Source organism: Nocardioides pelophilus, assembly GCF_014180685.1.
GTDB classification, from domain to species: Bacteria; Actinomycetota; Actinomycetes; order Propionibacteriales; family Nocardioidaceae; genus Nocardioides; species Nocardioides pelophilus.
Genome location: NZ_JACEHF010000020.1, coordinates 25,963 through 41,328 on the forward strand (window position 1 = coordinate 25,963; position 15,366 = coordinate 41,328).

Here is a 15,366-nt window from a genome sequence, read left to right on the forward strand (position 1 = left end):
TCGGCCGCAGGTCTCACCGCTACCGAGGGGAAAGCCAGTGACGGACGAGCTCCAGGTTGTCGGAGTACAGGACGGCGCGTTGTTGGTTGTCAGCGCGGCTCTTTCCTTCCAGGAGCGATTCGCGCTCGAGCACGATGGGCACACGGCTTCGTTCCGGCCGTCGGCCAAGGATCCCGGGTCCTTCCTCGCCGGAATGAACCTCCTGACTGCCGAGACGCCGGGCGCGGCCGAGTCACCGTGGCAAGCTCCGGAAGTGACGGGCGCCACTCTGACGCGCAACTCGAACCCCGAGTGGATGGTGGACGGCCAGCGCCCCTGGATGCTAGCCGTCGAGCCGGACCTCTCCAGCGTCACGGTGACGTACGCCGACCCGATGCTCGGCACCGACCTTCCCGTGCTCGAGGGAACGGACTACGAACTGTCGGTGTACTGCGCCGCCCACCGGGCGTCGGGTCGACTTCGCCTCGCGGTATACGACCCGCAAGGTCGCCTTCTGTCCGAGGAGTCGACTCCGCTGTCCACGCGCTTCCGAGGTGGCCGCTCGTGGAACAACTACCAGAGAGCTGTCGTTCGCCTCACCGCGCCGCCTCACGCCGCGTTCGCGCGGGTACATATCGACTACATCGGTCAGGTCGACGATCGGACGTCTGTCACGGGCACGGCATTCGTGTTCTTCTTCGGCGGCTCCTTGGTGGCTGGGCCGGGTCAGCGCGCCAGTTGGCAACCGCCCGAAGCTGCAGTTCCGCTCCTCGCCAGAGCCGCTGCAGATCACGACCGCGCCGCCGCCCTGTACGAGGCGCCGCTGGAATTGAGGGTGGCAACTGGCCCGCAAGAGGCATGGGTCGTCTGTCTCGACGACGCGCCTGACATGCCTGTCGCGAAGTATGTCGCGCCCGACGTCGGCGAGGCCAAGGTGTCGATCGACGACTTCAACGGCAACGCTGTGAGGCTCACGGTCGACGGGTACCCCGAGGCGCTGACCCTGTACATCGACGGCGTGCTGGCGGGAACCGCGCCAGCGGCCACCGGGAAGAAGGGAGCCGCGAGCCGTCGTACGGCCATCGTGGTGCCCGAGCAGTACTGCGACGGCAATCCCCATGTGCTCGACGTGCGCGACAGCACGGGCACTCAGGTGCTGGGGCGGAGCGTGGACGTGCTTCCTGGCGTGTTGACGCCGTGGTCGTCGATCCAGGCATACACCACCCAACCGCTGCCCTTTCACCTGGCACCGGCGGCAAGCCACCGTTACCGCGCACTACGCGACCAGATCGACCGTTTCGCGATCGCCAGCGATGGAGGCCCAACTGGACAGGAAATCGAACGCCTGGCGCAACTGACCAGGGTGCACGCCATCCTGGAGACCGGTTTCGAAGGGCTCCGCGACTTCCCGTCCCTCAGCTTCCCCGAGGTTTCGGAGCCGATGGTCTCCGTCGTCATTCCGGTGCACAACAAGTTCAACGTCACTTACCACTGCCTGGCGGCTCTGCTCCTTGCAGGCAACGACGCCTCGTTCGAGGTGATCGTCGTCGACGACGGATCGAGCGACGAGACGCTCCGCATCGGCGAGATCATCTCGAACGTGGTCGTGTGCCGCAACGAGACCGCCAAGGGATTCGTCGGCGCCTGCAACCGCGGCGTCGAACAGGCGCGCGGCGAGTACGTCGTCCTGCTCAACAACGACACCGAGCCCACCGTGGGTTGGCTCGACGAGCTGGTAGCGGCCTTCGACAGGTTCGAGAACGTGGGCATGGCCGGCTCCAAGTTGCTCTATCCCGACGGTCGCCTGCAGGAGGCCGGCGGGATCGTCTGGGGGTCCGGCAACCCCTGGAACGTCGGCCGCGGTGGCAACCCTGCCGACCCGCGGTATTCCTACGCTCGGCAGTGTGACTACCTCTCCGGGGCGGCACTGATGCTGCCTCGTAAGGTGTGGGACGAGGTCGGTGGCCTGAGTGAGGAGTTTGCGCCGGCGTACTTCGAAGACACGGACCTGGCGTTCAAGGTGCGCGACGCCGGCTACTCGACGTGGTTCGTCCCGCACTCGCAGGTCTACCACTTCGAAGGCGTCTCGAACGGCACGGACGTGACCGCCAGTTCTGGGCTGAAGCGCTTCCAGGAGATCAACCGCCCCAAGTTCAAGGCCAAGTGGGTCTCGGCGTACCGCGCCAACGGCGTCCAGGGAGAGCAACCGGACCTGGCCAAAGACCGCGGCGTTGTTGGCCGTGTCCTCTTCATCGCCCACTCCATGCCTCGCCCGGACCGCGACGCCGGTGGATACGCCTCCGTCCAGGAGTGCCGCCTGATGCAGTCTCTCGGGTTCAAGGTGACCTTCGCCCCTATGAACACGGCATACCTGGGCCACTACGCCGACGACCTCGCCAGGCTGGGGGTCGAGTCCGTGTACTCCCCGTTCGTGCTGTCCGTGCGTGAGGTGCTGGAGAAGCGCGGACATGAGTTCGATGCCGTCTACGTCACGAACTACGGGGTGGCACAGCAGGTGCTTTCGGATGTCCGTGCCCTGGCGCCGCGCGCCAAGATCCTGTTCAACAACGTCGACCTGCATTTCCTCCGTGCGATGCGGCTGGCTCAGCTGACCGGCACTCCCGATGCCTGGCAGTCTGCGGAGGCCGTGCGCGAACAGGAACTGGAAGTTATGCGGCAGGTCGACCTAGTGCTCAGCTACAACGAGGTCGAGCAGTCGGTGATCCTCAGCCACAACGGTCCTGCCTCGACGGTCGCGCTCTGTCCTTGGGTGGTGGAGACGCAGCCGCGAGAGGGGATCCCGGGATTCGAGGAGCGAGAGGGCATTGCCTTCCTCGGCGGGTACCAGCACCCGCCGAATGCTGAGGCGGTGGACTTCTTCCTCGAGAAGGTTCTTCCAGAACTTCGGATCCAGCTACCCGATCTGAAGTTCAACATCTATGGCTCCGCTATGCCGGACCGGTTTCGCGAGTTGGCCGACGATGTCGTGAACCCCGTCGGGTATGTCGAGACCGTCGACACCGTCTACCACAGCAATCGCATCTTCATCGCACCTCTGCTGACTGGAGCAGGGATCAAGGGCAAGGTCCTAGGAGCGCTGGCGCACGGCATCCCATCCATCCTTTCCCCCGTGGCTGCCGAAAGCACCGGAGTGCGAGACGGCGTCGATTGCCTCATTGCGCGTGATCCTGACGAGTGGGTAGATGCCATCGTCCGGCTGTACTCCGATAAGGAGAGCTGGCAGCGGATGAGCGAGAGCGCCACTGGGTTCACGCGGGACAACTATTCGTTCGCAGAAGGTCGGGAGAAGATGCGCCGTGCCTTCGAACTCGTGGGGCTGTACGGCGTCCGATCGTGACCGGTCGTGCACGACCTACGATGTCCCACCGCGACAGCGACTATAGGAGAGCAGATCAGTGAGCAAGCCGCCTGCTGGCCAAGCCGATCTTCGGCTGGAGAACGCACTACTGACCAATGAGCTCCGTCACCTCAGGGCCGAGCTTGCCAACGTCCGGCGGCAGCTGCGCGCGGCGCGCTCTCGCGTCAAGGAGCTTCAGGCAGCAGGTGGGACCGCCGCGGCGCCGGACGATGAGGCTACGACCCCCAAGATGCGCCGGACTCGGAAGTTGGAGGCCCAGGCGCTGGACGATATGCACTGGCTGGTGAACCGGGTCGACCGCTCACCCATCGGCCCTCTGCTGCGCCGTCGCGAAGGATTCCGGACCCTCAAGCAGCGGTACGGGACGGATCCACGGGCCTGAATCCTGCCGAGCCGAGGGTGACGAGTTGCATCACCTGGTCCCGGCTACCCCGTCCGCAACGAGCGACAGGATGACCCCGTGCACGCTTCGTCCCGGGAGAACATGCAGAGATGTCACGACCGTTACGTGGTGCCTGCGTTCGCGGATGCAGATCCCGTCCAGGTCCTCGACGTCGGGGGGGCCGACGTCAACGGAGGATACCGGCCGATCTTCGCCGACTCGCGCTATGAGTACCGCACGGTCGACATCGAACCCGGCGAAGGCGTCGACATCGTGCTGGACGATCCGTATGTGCTGCCGTTGCAGGATGATTCGGTCGACGTCGTCTTGTCCGGTCAGATGCTCGAGCACTGCGAGTTCTTCTGGCTGACCTTCGCCGAGATGGTCCGGGTGCTCAAGCCGACGGGACTGCTGATTCTCATCGCACCCTCGGCCGGCCCGATCCACCGCTACCCGGTTGACTGCTACCGCTTCTACCCGGACGCCTACCACGCCCTCGCGAAGTGGACCGGCTGTCAGGCCATCGAAGTGTTCCACGACGAGCGGGGACCGTGGAACGACCTTGTGGGCGTCTTCTCGAAAGAGCCGCTCGACCTGCCTGTGCCGGTTCCGGTCAAGCCGTCGACCGCGCCCGTCGATGTCCTCCGGGCAACCGAGGCCGAGGAGGCAACGCGGGGCGCCGAGTCCTATTTGGAGGTACTTCAGCACCTGCATGACGCGATGAGTCCCCGGCTCTATCTGGAGATCGGCGTCCGCCACGGACGGAGCTTGGCTCTAGCGACCGGGACGGCGATCGGAGTCGACCCCGATCCCGATGTCCGCGTCGAACTGCCGCCGACGACGACGGTATGGTCGATGACGAGTGATGAGTTCTTCGCGTCGGCCGCCGAAGATGCCCTGCCCGAGCCAGTGGAACTCGCGTTCATCGACGGCATGCATCACTTCGAGTACGCGCTTCGCGACTTCATGAACGTCGAGCGGCGAACTCGACCTGGTGGGCTGATCGTGATTGACGACATCTTCCCCGGTCATCCCGCCCAGGCAGAACGGCAGCGGCGCACTCAGGCTTGGACCGGCGACGTCTGGAAGTTGCACGCGATCCTCGAGGAGTACCGGCCCGACCTCGTGCTGCTCCCCGTGGATACGCACCCGACCGGCCTGCTCCTGGTCGCAGGGGCGAACCAGACAAACCGCAGGCTGTGGGAGTTGTACAACCCGATCGTCCGCCGGTTCGGCGAGGACATGGAGCCCCCTGCCGAGCGGCTGGCGCGGACTGGTGTCTTGCCGCCGTCCTCATCCGTCGTGACCGAGGCGCTCAGATTGTGCGCCGATCGCTCCCTGCCGCGTCCTCAATTGATCGCCCGGCTACGCACACTGCAGAAGTCGGCTGGGTCGTCGTGACTGCGCCTGCGCTCTCGGTAGTGGTGGTCGGCTACAACATGGCCCGAGAACTTCCGCGAACGATCCGCACCCTCGCCCCGGACTACCAGCGGGACATCTCGAGCGCAGACTACGAAGTGATCGTCGTCGACAACGGTTCCACCCAATCGTGGGATTCCGATGCGCTCACGGCGCTCGGAACGAACATCATCGTTCTCCGGATGACGGACGCCACGCCGTCACCAGTGGCTGCCATCAATCTGGGGCTCGACAGGGCGCAAGGCGACCTCGTGGGCGTGTGCATCGACGGCGCCCGAATGGCGAGTCCGCGCCTCCTCGCCACCGCGATCGAAGCCGGTCGGGTGCACCACCGTCCGGTCATCGGCACGATCGCCTACCATCTCGGCCCCGAGGTGCAGTCGGTCAGCATCGCGCAGGGATACGACCGGCAGGCGGAGGACCGATTGCTTGACTCGGTGGATTGGGAGCGGGACGGATACCGTCTCTTCGACATCGCCACCCTGGCTCACTCCTCTGCCGACGGCTGGTTCACCATTCCGGCCGAGACGAATGCGATTTTCCTGACCCGCGAGCAATGGCGCGACCTCGGTGGCTACGACCCGGCGTTCCTCTCGCCGGGCGGCGGGTTGGTCAACCTGGACACGTGGGCACGCGCCTGCGCGGACCCCGGCGGACAGGTCATCCTGCTGCTCGGAGAGGCCACCTTCCACCAGGTGCACGGTGGGGTCGCCACGAACTCCACGACGCCGCAGTGGCCAGCGTTCCACCAGGAGTACGTCGCCATCCGTGGACGGGGCTATGAGCGCCCCACCGGACGCCCGCTCATGATCGGCAGGGTCACCACTCACCGCATCCTCACGGATGGGATGACCTCGTGAGCAACGACATGCGGGCCGCACCGGTGGGTGACCGGGCGTTCGAGTCCGCGATCCCCGCGCAGGTCCTCGATCGCATCCAGCACGGAACCATGCGGACGACCTACCGCAGTGTGCCGTTCTACAAGAGCCCGTTCGACATCTCCCTCTATCTGGAGCTGCTGGGAGCCCTCGCCCCGCGCACCGTGATCGAGATCGGAACGAAGTTCGGGGGCAGCGCCCTGTGGTTCGCCGACATGATGACGGCTCAAGGGATCCACTCTCCCCGCGTGCTGTCGATCGACATCGAGCCCCTCAGCGAGGTGGTGGACCCCCGCATCACCTTCATCACGGGCGACGCCAAGCGACTCGACGCAGTGCTGCCGCTCGACCTTCTCGAAGCCCTACGTCATCCCTTGCTGGTTGTCGAGGACAGCAGCCACATGTACGCCGAGAGCACAGCCGTGCTCGAGTTCTTCCATCCCGTGCTGGAAACCGGCGACTACATCGTGGTCGAGGATGGCGTGGTGAATCAGTTGTCCGGTGAGCAATACCGCCGTTACGAGAACGGCCCGAACCGTGCCGTCGCCGACTTTCTCGCTGTGCACGGGCCTGATTACGAGATCGACGCCGACCTGTGCGACCGGTTCGGGCGCAACGCGACGTACAACCCTAACGGGTGGCTCCGGAGGCGATGATCCGACGGGTCGTCGGCGAGAAGTCACTCCAAGGGCGCGCCCCGTCAGAAGTGTGAACCGCTCTCGACTGCTCCGAGGGAGATCAGACGAAGGAGGTACTCGCCGTACCCGCTCTTGCGGAGAGGCTCAGCACGTTGGGCGAGGTCAGCGTCGGAGAGCCAGCCTTGACGCCAGGCGATCTCCTCCGGGCAGCCGATCTTGAGGCCCTGTCGGTGCTCCACGGTGCGGATGAACTCACCGGCCGCGCTGAGCGAGTCGAACGTGCCGGTGTCGAGCCAGGCCGTCCCCCGGCGCAGCACCTCGACGTGGAGCCGGCCCTGCTCGAGGTAGAGCCGATTGAGATCGGTGATCTCGAGCTCCCCCCGGGCCGACGGCTTCAAGCTCCTGGCAAGGTCGACGACGTCGTCGCTGTAGAAGTACAGGCCGGGCACCGCGAAGCTGCTCTTCGGCTGCGCGGGCTTCTCCTCCAGAGAGATCGCCCTTCCTGCTGCATCGAACTCAACCACGCCGTAGTCGACGGGATTGGCCACTTGGTAGGCGAAGATGAGGCCGCCGTCGACCGTCTCGAAGCGTTCGAGCTGACTGCCCAGGCCAGCGCCGTAGAACAGGTTGTCGCCCAGGACCAGCGCGGCGGCCCCGCCGTCGAGGTGATCCGCGCCGAGGATGAAGGCCTGTGCAAGGCCGTCAGGCGACGGTTGCTGGGTGTAGCTGATGTTGACGCCCAACCCGGAACCGTCGCCCAGCACCCGCTGGAACGCTGCCGCGTCGTGCGGGGTGGTGATCACCAGGATGTCGCGGATGCCCGCCAGCATCAGAGTGGAGAGAGGGTAATAGATCATCGGCTTGTCGTAGACCGGCAGCAATTGTTTGCTCACCCCGGTGGTGACCGGGTGCAAGCGGGAGCCTGTCCCGCCGGCCAGGATGATGCCGCGCATGGGCCTGACACTATTAGGTGCGAACTATTCAGCCGGTCAAGCGGGGCAGTCCGGCTTTCGGCTGGGCAGGAGACGCCGAGAGCCCCGCGCCGGGGGCGCGGGGCTCTCGTCTGGTTCGGCGGTCGTCAGCCGAGGATCATCCCGGCGCCGACGGTCACGCCGGACGCCTCGTCGATCAGGATGAACGAGCCGGTGGCGCGGTTCTTGGCGTAGGCGTCGCTCAGCAGCGGCACGGTGGTGCGCAGCTGGACTCGGCCGATCTCGTTGACGCCGAGCTCCTTGGTCTCCTGGTCGCGGTGCAGGGTGTTGACGTCCAGTCGGTACTGGATGTCCTTCACCAGGGCGCGGCCGGTGCGGGTGGTGTGCTTGATGGCGAGCTTCTGCCGCGGCTTGAGCGGCGTCGTCGTCATCCAGCAGACCATCGCGTCGATGTCCTGACGCGGCTCGGGCGCGTTCTTGACCCGGGCGATCATGTCGCCCCGCGACACGTCGACGTCGTCCTCGAGGTGGACGGTCACCGACATCGGCGGGAACGCCTCGGTGATCTCCTTGTCGAACAGGTCGATCTTCGAGATCCGCGAGGTCATGCCGGAGGGCAGGACGACGACCTCGTCGCCGGGCTTCAGCACGCCGCCCGCGACCTGGCCCGCGTAGCCGCGGTAGTCGTGGAACTCGTCGGACTTCGGCCGGATGACGTACTGCACCGGGAACCGGGCGTCGATCAGGTCGCGGTCGGAGGCCACGTGGACGTGCTCGAGGTGGTGCATCAGGGTGGGACCGGAGTACCAGTCCATGTTCTCGGAGCGGTTCACGACGTTGTCGCCGTTGAGCGCCGAGATCGGGATGACCTCGAGGTCGGGGATGTTCAGCTTGGTGGCGAACTGGGTGAACTCGGCGTGGATCTTCTCGTAGATCTCCTCGGAGAAGTCGACCAGGTCCATCTTGTTGACCGCGAGCACGAGGTGGGGGACGCGCAGCAGCGAGAGGATCACCGCGTGCCGGCGGGACTGCTCGGTGAGGCCCTGGCGAGCGTCGACGAGCACCAGGCCGAGGTCGGCGGTCGAGGCGCCGGTGACCATGTTGCGGGTGTACTGCACGTGGCCCGGGGTGTCGGCGATGATGAACTTGCGGGTGGGCGTGGCGAAGTAGCGGTAGGCGACATCGATGGTGATGCCCTGCTCCCGCTCCGAGCGCAGGCCGTCGGTCAGCAGCGCCAGGTCGGTGTAGTCGTAGCCCTTGGCGTCGCTGGTGGCCTCCACGGCCTCGAGCTGGTCCTCGAAGATCGACTTCGAGTCCAGCAGCAGCCGGCCGATGAGGGTGGACTTGCCGTCGTCGACGGAGCCCGCGGTCGCGAACCGGAGGAGGTCCATGTTGGTCGTGCTCATCAGAAGTAGCCTTCCTTCTTGCGGTCTTCCATGGCTGCTTCGGAGAAGCGGTCGTCACCGCGGGTCGCGCCACGCTCGGTGACCCGGGCCACGGCGACCTCGGCAATGATCTCGTCGATGGTGCTGGCGGTGCTCTCGACGCAACCGGTGAGGGTCAGGTCGCCCACGGTGCGGAAGCGGACGGTGCGCTCCTCGGCGACCTCGCCCTCGCGGCACGGGTTGTGCTCGCTCTCGCTCAGCAGCATCCCGTCGCGCTCGAAGACGCGGCGCTGGTGGGAGAAGTAGATCGAGGGGATCTCGATGCCCTCGCGACCGATGTAGTCCCAGATGTCCAGCTCGGTCCAGTTGGAGATCGGGAAGATCCGCATGTGCTCGCCCTCGTGGATCCGGCCGTTGTAGAGGCTCCAGAGCTCGGGGCGCTGCATCTTCGGGTCCCACTGGCCGAACTCGTCGCGGTGGGAGTAGACCCGCTCCTTGGCGCGCGCCTTCTCCTCGTCGCGCCGGCCACCGCCGAACGCGGCGGTGAAGCCGTTCTCCTCGATGGCGTTGAGGAGGGTGCCGATCTGGTGCCGGTTGCGGCTGGTCTTGCCGTCGTCGACGACGATGCCGTCGGCGAGCGCCTGCTCGACGCTGGCGACGATCAGGCGGACGCCGAGCCGGTTCACCCAGTTGTCGCGGGTGGCGAGCACCTCGGGGAAGTCGTAGCCGGTGTCGACCTGCAGGACCGGGAACGGGATCTTCGCCGGGTAGAAGGCCTTCTCGGCGAGGCGCATCATGACGATGGAGTCCTTGCCGCCCGAGAACATCAGGACGGGCTTCTCGAACTCGGCCGCGACCTCGCGGAAGATGTGGATCGACTCGGCTTCCAGTTGGTCGAGCTGGCTCAACCGGTAGTCAACGTGGGTCTGGGACATGCCGAGCATCGTGCCATGCGCAGCCTGCCAAGGTGACATCGGCGAGATGCGTGTAGACAAATCTACGAGTTTGGCCGTTCCGGACCTACGCTGCTCCCTGTGACCGCCGACTTCGTCGCCCGCCTCGGGTCGCGCGCCTCGGTGCCGGAGGAGGTCCACTCCCGGTGGGGAGTGGCGGAGTACGTCGCGCTCATGGCTCGCGAGGACGGGATCGACGAGGAGCTGCACCAGCTGGCGTACGGCGCCGCGCGGTCCCTCCGCCGGCTCGACCCCGCCCGGTTGCTCGCGCTGATCACGGCGATGGCGCGGCCGCCGTCGGCCGAGCTCAACAAGGCGGCGCTGGCGAAGGCCTCCGGGATCCCGGCCACCACGATCGCGCCGTACGTCGACGTCGTCGAACGCCTGGGCGTGGTCCGGCTGCTGCCCGGGACGCGGGCCTCGGTGGCGAAGCGGGCGGTCGGACGTCCGCTGGTCCTCTTCGAGGACCCGGCCGTCGCCCGGCACCTGAACGGGGTGAGCGCTCGACAGCTCGCCGAGCTCGACGGCCGCCGACGGCTCGCGCCGCTGCTGAAGAGCGTTGCCCTCCTCGAGCTGCTGCGGCAGCGGGAGACCAGTGCGGTGGACTACCGGCTCGGCCACCTGCGGGAGCGCAACGGCCTGGAGGTCGATCTCCTCATCGAGCTCCCGGACGACACCGTCTACGGGGTCGAGGTCCGGACGGCGGCCGGCTACCGCCCCCACCAGTTCCGCGCGCTCGAGGCGCTGGCCACCCGCGCGGGATCGCAGTTCCGTGGCGGGATCGTGCTCAACACGGCGCCCGTCGGGTTCAAGTACCGGCCCGGCATGTGGGGCCTGCCGATCTCGTCGCTGTGGGACTGGGACGCGGTCCAGCAGCCTCGCCCGTTGCAGGACGTCCTCAGCCGAGCTGGTTGAACCAGGCCGGCACGCTCGCCTGACCGGCCTGGTTGCGGCCCCAACACACCACCCTGCCGGACGGGCGGACGCCACAGGTGTGGTCGGTACCCGCTTCGACGGCGACGAACTTGCCCGGCGGCGGGGAGGCCTTGCCCCAGCTCCCGGCGCCCCAGCACTCGACCGTGCCGTCGGAGGCGAGGGCGCAGGCGTGGTTGTTGCCGGCGGTGAGGCTGGTGAAGGTGATGCCGATCGGGACGTCGGTCTGGCCGGCGGCGTTGTTGCCCCAGCAGACCAGGAGGCCGTTGGTGCGGAGCGCGCAGCTGAACGCGGACCCGGTGGCGACGGCGTCGAAGACGCCGACCGGCGGGGCGCTCTGGCCGGAGCTGTTGTCGCCCCAGCAGGCCACCGACCTGCTGATCCGCAGCGCGCAGGTGTGCGCACCACCAGCGGCGACGGTGGCGAAGGTGCCGGCCGGCGGGGTGGCCTGGCCGTTGCTGTTGCGGCCCCAGCAGATGACGGCGCTCGTGATCCGGACGCCACAGGTGTGGTTGGCGCCGGCGCTCAGGCTGGTGAGCACCACCGCAGGGGCGGTGGTCTGCCCGTCGGCGTTGCCGCCCCAGCAGCGGGCGGTGCCGCTGGTCCGCAGCGCGCACGCGTGCGACCCGCCGACGCTGACCATCGTCGACCGGGCACCCGCCACGCCGCTCACGATGGCCTCGGTGCCCCAGCACACCACCGTCCCGTTGGCCTGGAGGCCGCAGGTGCTGGCCGCCCCAGCGCTGATCCCCGCCCGGCCCAGGACGTCGTCGAACGCGCTTCCGACCTGACCGTCGCTGTTGTTGCCCCAGCAGGCCGGGATCCCGCTGGACCGCACGGCGCAGGTGAAGTACTCCCCGGCGCTGATGGCGGTGAAGGTGCCGAGCGGCGCGCTCGACTGACCGAAGTCGTCGAGACCCCAGCAGGTCACGACGCCGGTGCTCACGATGCCGCAGCTGTGGCTGTCGCCGGCGGTCAGGCTCGTGAACGTCCCGGCCGGCGCGGCTGTCTGGCCGTCGCCGTTCGCGCCCCAGCAGGCCACGGTTCCGCCGACCCGAAGGCCGCACGTGTGGCTCCCGCCGGACGCGACGCTGGTGAACGGGCCGGCCGGCGGGGAGGATTGGCCGGACGAGTTGGAGCCCCAGCAGCTGATGGCGCCGGTGAAGCGCACCCCGCAGGTGTGGTGGGCGCCTGCGCTGACCGAGGCGAAGACACCGGAGGCCGGGGTCGCCTGGCCGTTGTTGTTGTACCCCCAGCACGCGACCGCGTGGTTGGTGCGGACGCCACAGGTGTGGTCGGTGCCGACGGACACCTCGGTGAAGGTCCCTGCCGGGGCGTTGAGCTGGCCGAACGTGTTGTCGCCCCAGCACCTGACCGTGCCGCTGGTGCGGAGCCCGCAGGTGTGGATGCCGCCGGCGCTGACCGCGGTGAACGTGCCGGCAGGTGGGGCGGCCTGGCCGAAACCGTTGTGACCCCAGCAGGCCACGGTGCTGTCGGCCCGCAGCCCGCACGCGTGCGCGAAGCCGGCGCCGATGCTGGCGGCGACCACCTCGGGTGCCGTCGCGGAGAGGGCACGCTCGTCCGCGCCCGCCGGAGGAGTCACCAGGGCAGGAGCGACGAGCAGCAGGACGCTGCACGGCACCGTGAGCAGAAGCGCGAGACCACGACGTACGGACATGCTGTGCCCCTTCGGCCACCGCGCCCCGACGGCGCCGTCGCCACTCGTCACGCTAGATCAATCCCGCGCCGGGCGCGTCCGTCGAGCGGATGATCTGCGTCGGCAAGTGTGCAGCCCTCGTTCGCCTGCGGGCCCTCGGCCGGACAGATCGGTCGGACACCGTCGAGGCATGAAGATCGCCATCGTCGGCACGGGGTACGTCGGTCTCTCGAACGCCGTGATCCTGGCGCAGCACCACGAGGTGGTCGCCGTCGACATCGACCCGGCGCGGGTCGACCTCGTCAACGAGCGCGTGTCACCCATCGAGGACCCGGAGCTCGAGGACTACCTCCAGACCCGTCCGCTCGACCTGAAGGCGACGCTCGACCACGAGCTGGCCTACGCCGGCGCCGACTTCGTGGTCGTGGCGACGCCGACCGACTACGACTCCCGCACCCACTTCTTCGACACCTCGACCGTCGAGAAGGTGATCAGCCAGGTGCTCGACGTCGACCGGGACACCCCGGTCGTGATCAAGTCGACGGTGCCGGTGGGCTTCACCGAGCGGATGCGCCGCGAGCATCCCGGCGCGACGATCATCTTCTCGCCGGAGTTCCTGCGCGAGGGCCGGGCGCTCTTCGACAACCTGCACCCCTCACGGATCGTGATCGGCGCCTCGGCCCGTTCCGGCGCCGCGCTCGCTCTGGGCAAGCGGTTCGCAGAGCTGCTCGCGGCCGGCGCACTCGACGACGACGTACCGGTGCTGGTCACCGAACCGTCGGAGGCGGAGGCGATCAAGCTGTTCGCCAACACCTACCTCGCATTGCGGGTCGCCTACTTCAACGAGCTCGACACGTACGCCGCCACGCACGGCCTCGACACCAAGCAGATCATCGAGGGGGTCGGCCTCGATCCCCGGATCGGCGACCACTACAACAACCCGTCGTTCGGGTACGGCGGCTACTGCCTGCCGAAGGACACCCGGCAGCTGCAGGCCAACTACCGCGAGGTCCCGCAGAACCTGATCAGCGCCATCGTCGAGGCCAACACCACGCGCAAGGACTTCGTCGCGGCCGACATCCTGCGCCGCAAGCCCGCAGTGGTCGGCGTCTACCGGCTGATCATGAAGTCCGGATCCGACAACTTCCGGATGTCCTCGGTCCAAGGAGTGATGAAACGGATCAAGGCCAAGGGCATCGAGGTGATCATCTACGAGCCGGAGCTCGACGAGGACTCCTTCTACAACTCAGCGGTGGTGCGCGACCTCGACGAGTTCAAGTCGCGGGCGGACGTCATCATCGCCAACCGGCGTACCGATGTCCTCGCCGATGTCGCGGAGAAGGTCTACACGCGCGACATCTACGGCCGCGACTAGCCACATCTGCGCGAGCGCGTCGCAGTCGACGCAATCAGGGGTTGCGGCCGCTCGGCGCCTTGCGAGCCGCGTTCTTCCGGGGTCGGCGGTCGCCGGGCAGCTTCTCCAGCTCGGCGACGGTGGGGGCGCCGAACATGGGCAGGCCGTGCTGCTTGCGGAGCATGCCCCACACGACCGGGACCAGGACGAGCATGGCGACACCGACGCCGGCGACCACGATCGCCTCGAGTGTGTCGTGACCCTCGCCGAAGGGGTGCAGTCCGGCCTTGAAGAGCAGTGCGACGCCCGACATGGTCAGCACCACCACGATGCCGCGGCGGATGTAGGACTGCGGCACCCGTGGGGCGATCCGGCTGCCGATGATCGTCCCGGGGACCGAGCCGACCACCAGCGGGATGAGGAGCGCCCAGTCGAGGCCGTGGATCAAGATGTTGGCGACGGCGGCGCTCAGCACGAGCGGCACCGCCTGGACGAGGTCGGTGCCGACCAGCTTCACCGCCGAGAGCCCGGGGTAGAGCATCAGCAGCGCGATCATGATCACCGAGCCCGAGCCGACGCTGGTGATGCCGACCAGCAGGCCGCCGAGCATGCCGACCAGCAGGGTCGGCACCGGGCGGATCCGGGGGTTCTCCTCCGGGGTCGCGGCGCCGCTGCGCACCCGGCGCAGGTTGATGTAGAGCCGCAGGGCGTAGGTCGACGCGGCGAACAGCAGGGCGATGCCGATGCAGAGCTTGAGCGTCTTCTCGAGCTGGGCGGGGTCGTCGGTGAGCCCGTCGACGAGGTAGGGCCCCACGAACGCCATCGGCACCGACCCGGCGATCAGCCAGGCGGCGAGCCGGAGGTTCGGTGATCCCTCCTTGGCGTGGGTGAGCGCGCCGCCGGTCTTGTAGACGGCCGCGGCCGTCAGGTCGGCGGTGACGATCGAGGCGGTGTGGCCGACGCCGAGGAAGATCAACGCGGGCGTCATCAGGGCCCCGCCACCCATCCCGGTCAGGCCGACGACGACGCCGACGAAGAAGCCGGCGGCGACGATCGAGAGCGCCGTGAGGGTGAGCAGCTCACTCATGGGGTGATCCTTCCGGAGCCCGTCAGTCGGGGCATGACGACGCGCAGGAGGCCATCGATCTGGTCGGCGCACTGCTCGGAAGCAGCGCGACCGCGGTTGAACGGGTCGCTGACCTCGTGCGCGGCGCTCGAGCCGGCCCGCCGGTGACCGGCGAACGCGATCAGCTCGCGGCCGACCAGGGACTGGTCGATCCGGGAGACCGACTCGGCGAACTGGCCCAGGGTGAAGACCTTCCGGAACGCGCCCGGAGCCTCCTCGAGCACGAACTCCCGGTGGCTGGTCTCAGCGGTCAGCACCAGGTCGGCCGCCTCCACGAGCTCCCGGGTCAGCCGCCGGCTGCGGAAGGCCGCGATCGGCTCGTTGCTGGACCCGCGGCGGGCCAGGGCCGCC

At 67.8% G+C, this 15,366-nt stretch carries 13 protein-coding genes; 7 read left to right on the plus strand and 6 right to left on the minus strand.

The window, feature by feature from the left end:
* The first annotated feature begins 37 nt into the window (after positions 1-37).
* From H0488_RS24950 to H0488_RS06375, 5 genes are all read left to right on the plus strand, one after another.
* A complete protein-coding gene (locus H0488_RS24950; RefSeq protein WP_183098446.1) occupies positions 38-3,337 on the plus strand; it encodes a glycosyltransferase in 3,300 nt (1,099 codons plus the stop codon).
* A 58-nt stretch (positions 3,338-3,395) separates the two neighbouring features.
* The gene (locus tag H0488_RS06360) at positions 3,396-3,740 is read left to right on the plus strand and encodes a hypothetical protein (RefSeq protein ID WP_183098447.1); all 345 of its coding nucleotides are present in this window, start codon (positions 3,396-3,398) and stop codon (positions 3,738-3,740) included.
* A 129-nt stretch (positions 3,741-3,869) separates the two neighbouring features.
* Positions 3,870-5,141 carry a methyltransferase domain-containing protein gene (locus H0488_RS06365; protein WP_220794258.1) on the plus strand — a complete coding sequence of 424 codons (1,272 nt, stop codon included), beginning with the start codon at positions 3,870-3,872 and terminating at the stop codon, positions 5,139-5,141.
* A complete protein-coding gene (locus tag H0488_RS06370) occupies positions 5,138-6,019 on the plus strand; it encodes a glycosyltransferase family 2 protein (protein ID WP_183098449.1) in 882 nt (293 codons plus the stop codon). The genes H0488_RS06365 and H0488_RS06370 overlap by 4 nt, the downstream gene beginning before the upstream one ends.
* Positions 6,016-6,693: a CmcI family methyltransferase gene (locus H0488_RS06375; protein ID WP_220794259.1), complete on the plus strand. Its 678-nt coding sequence runs from the start codon at positions 6,016-6,018 to the stop codon at positions 6,691-6,693. The genes H0488_RS06370 and H0488_RS06375 overlap by 4 nt, the downstream gene beginning before the upstream one ends.
* Before the next feature lie 44 nt (positions 6,694-6,737).
* Here the strand turns inward: H0488_RS06375 and rfbA are convergent, their stop codons facing one another.
* The 3 genes from rfbA to cysD all read right to left on the minus strand — a co-directional run bounded on the left by rfbA (position 6,738) and on the right by cysD (position 9,927).
* The gene (rfbA, locus tag H0488_RS06380; RefSeq protein WP_183098450.1) at positions 6,738-7,628 is read right to left on the minus strand and encodes a glucose-1-phosphate thymidylyltransferase RfbA; all 891 of its coding nucleotides are present in this window, start codon (positions 7,626-7,628) and stop codon (positions 6,738-6,740) included.
* Positions 7,629-7,753: 125 nt separating this feature from the next.
* Entirely contained in the window at positions 7,754-9,013 is a 1,260-nt protein-coding gene (locus H0488_RS06385; RefSeq protein ID WP_220794260.1) for a sulfate adenylyltransferase subunit 1, read from the minus strand.
* Entirely contained in the window at positions 9,013-9,927 is a 915-nt protein-coding gene (gene cysD / locus H0488_RS06390) for a sulfate adenylyltransferase subunit CysD (RefSeq protein ID WP_183098451.1), read from the minus strand. The genes H0488_RS06385 and cysD overlap by 1 nt, the downstream gene beginning before the upstream one ends.
* 99 nt (positions 9,928-10,026) lie before the next feature.
* On the opposite strand from cysD, the gene H0488_RS06395 reads away from it, so the two are divergent.
* On the plus strand, positions 10,027-10,860 hold the full coding sequence (locus H0488_RS06395) for a DUF4143 domain-containing protein (RefSeq protein WP_183098452.1): 834 nt from the start codon (positions 10,027-10,029) through the stop codon (positions 10,858-10,860).
* On the opposite strand, the gene H0488_RS06400 is transcribed toward H0488_RS06395, so the two are convergent.
* Positions 10,844-12,556, minus strand: a complete 1,713-nt coding sequence (locus H0488_RS06400) for an RCC1 domain-containing protein (protein ID WP_183098453.1) — start codon at positions 12,554-12,556, stop codon at positions 10,844-10,846. The genes H0488_RS06395 and H0488_RS06400 overlap by 17 nt on opposite strands.
* 169 nt (positions 12,557-12,725) lie before the next feature.
* Between H0488_RS06400 and H0488_RS06405 the strand changes: the two genes are divergently transcribed.
* The gene (locus H0488_RS06405) at positions 12,726-13,910 is read left to right on the plus strand and encodes a nucleotide sugar dehydrogenase (RefSeq protein ID WP_183098454.1); all 1,185 of its coding nucleotides are present in this window, start codon (positions 12,726-12,728) and stop codon (positions 13,908-13,910) included.
* A gap of 34 nt (positions 13,911-13,944) precedes the next feature.
* On the opposite strand, the gene H0488_RS06410 is transcribed toward H0488_RS06405, so the two are convergent.
* Complete coding sequence (locus H0488_RS06410) at positions 13,945-14,976, minus strand: sulfite exporter TauE/SafE family protein (protein ID WP_183098455.1); 1,032 nt, start codon at positions 14,974-14,976, stop codon at positions 13,945-13,947.
* On the minus strand, positions 14,973-15,366 hold a 394-nt coding region (locus tag H0488_RS06415), incomplete at its 5' end, for a low molecular weight phosphatase family protein (RefSeq protein ID WP_512698536.1). The genes H0488_RS06415 and H0488_RS06410, both read right to left, overlap by 4 nt.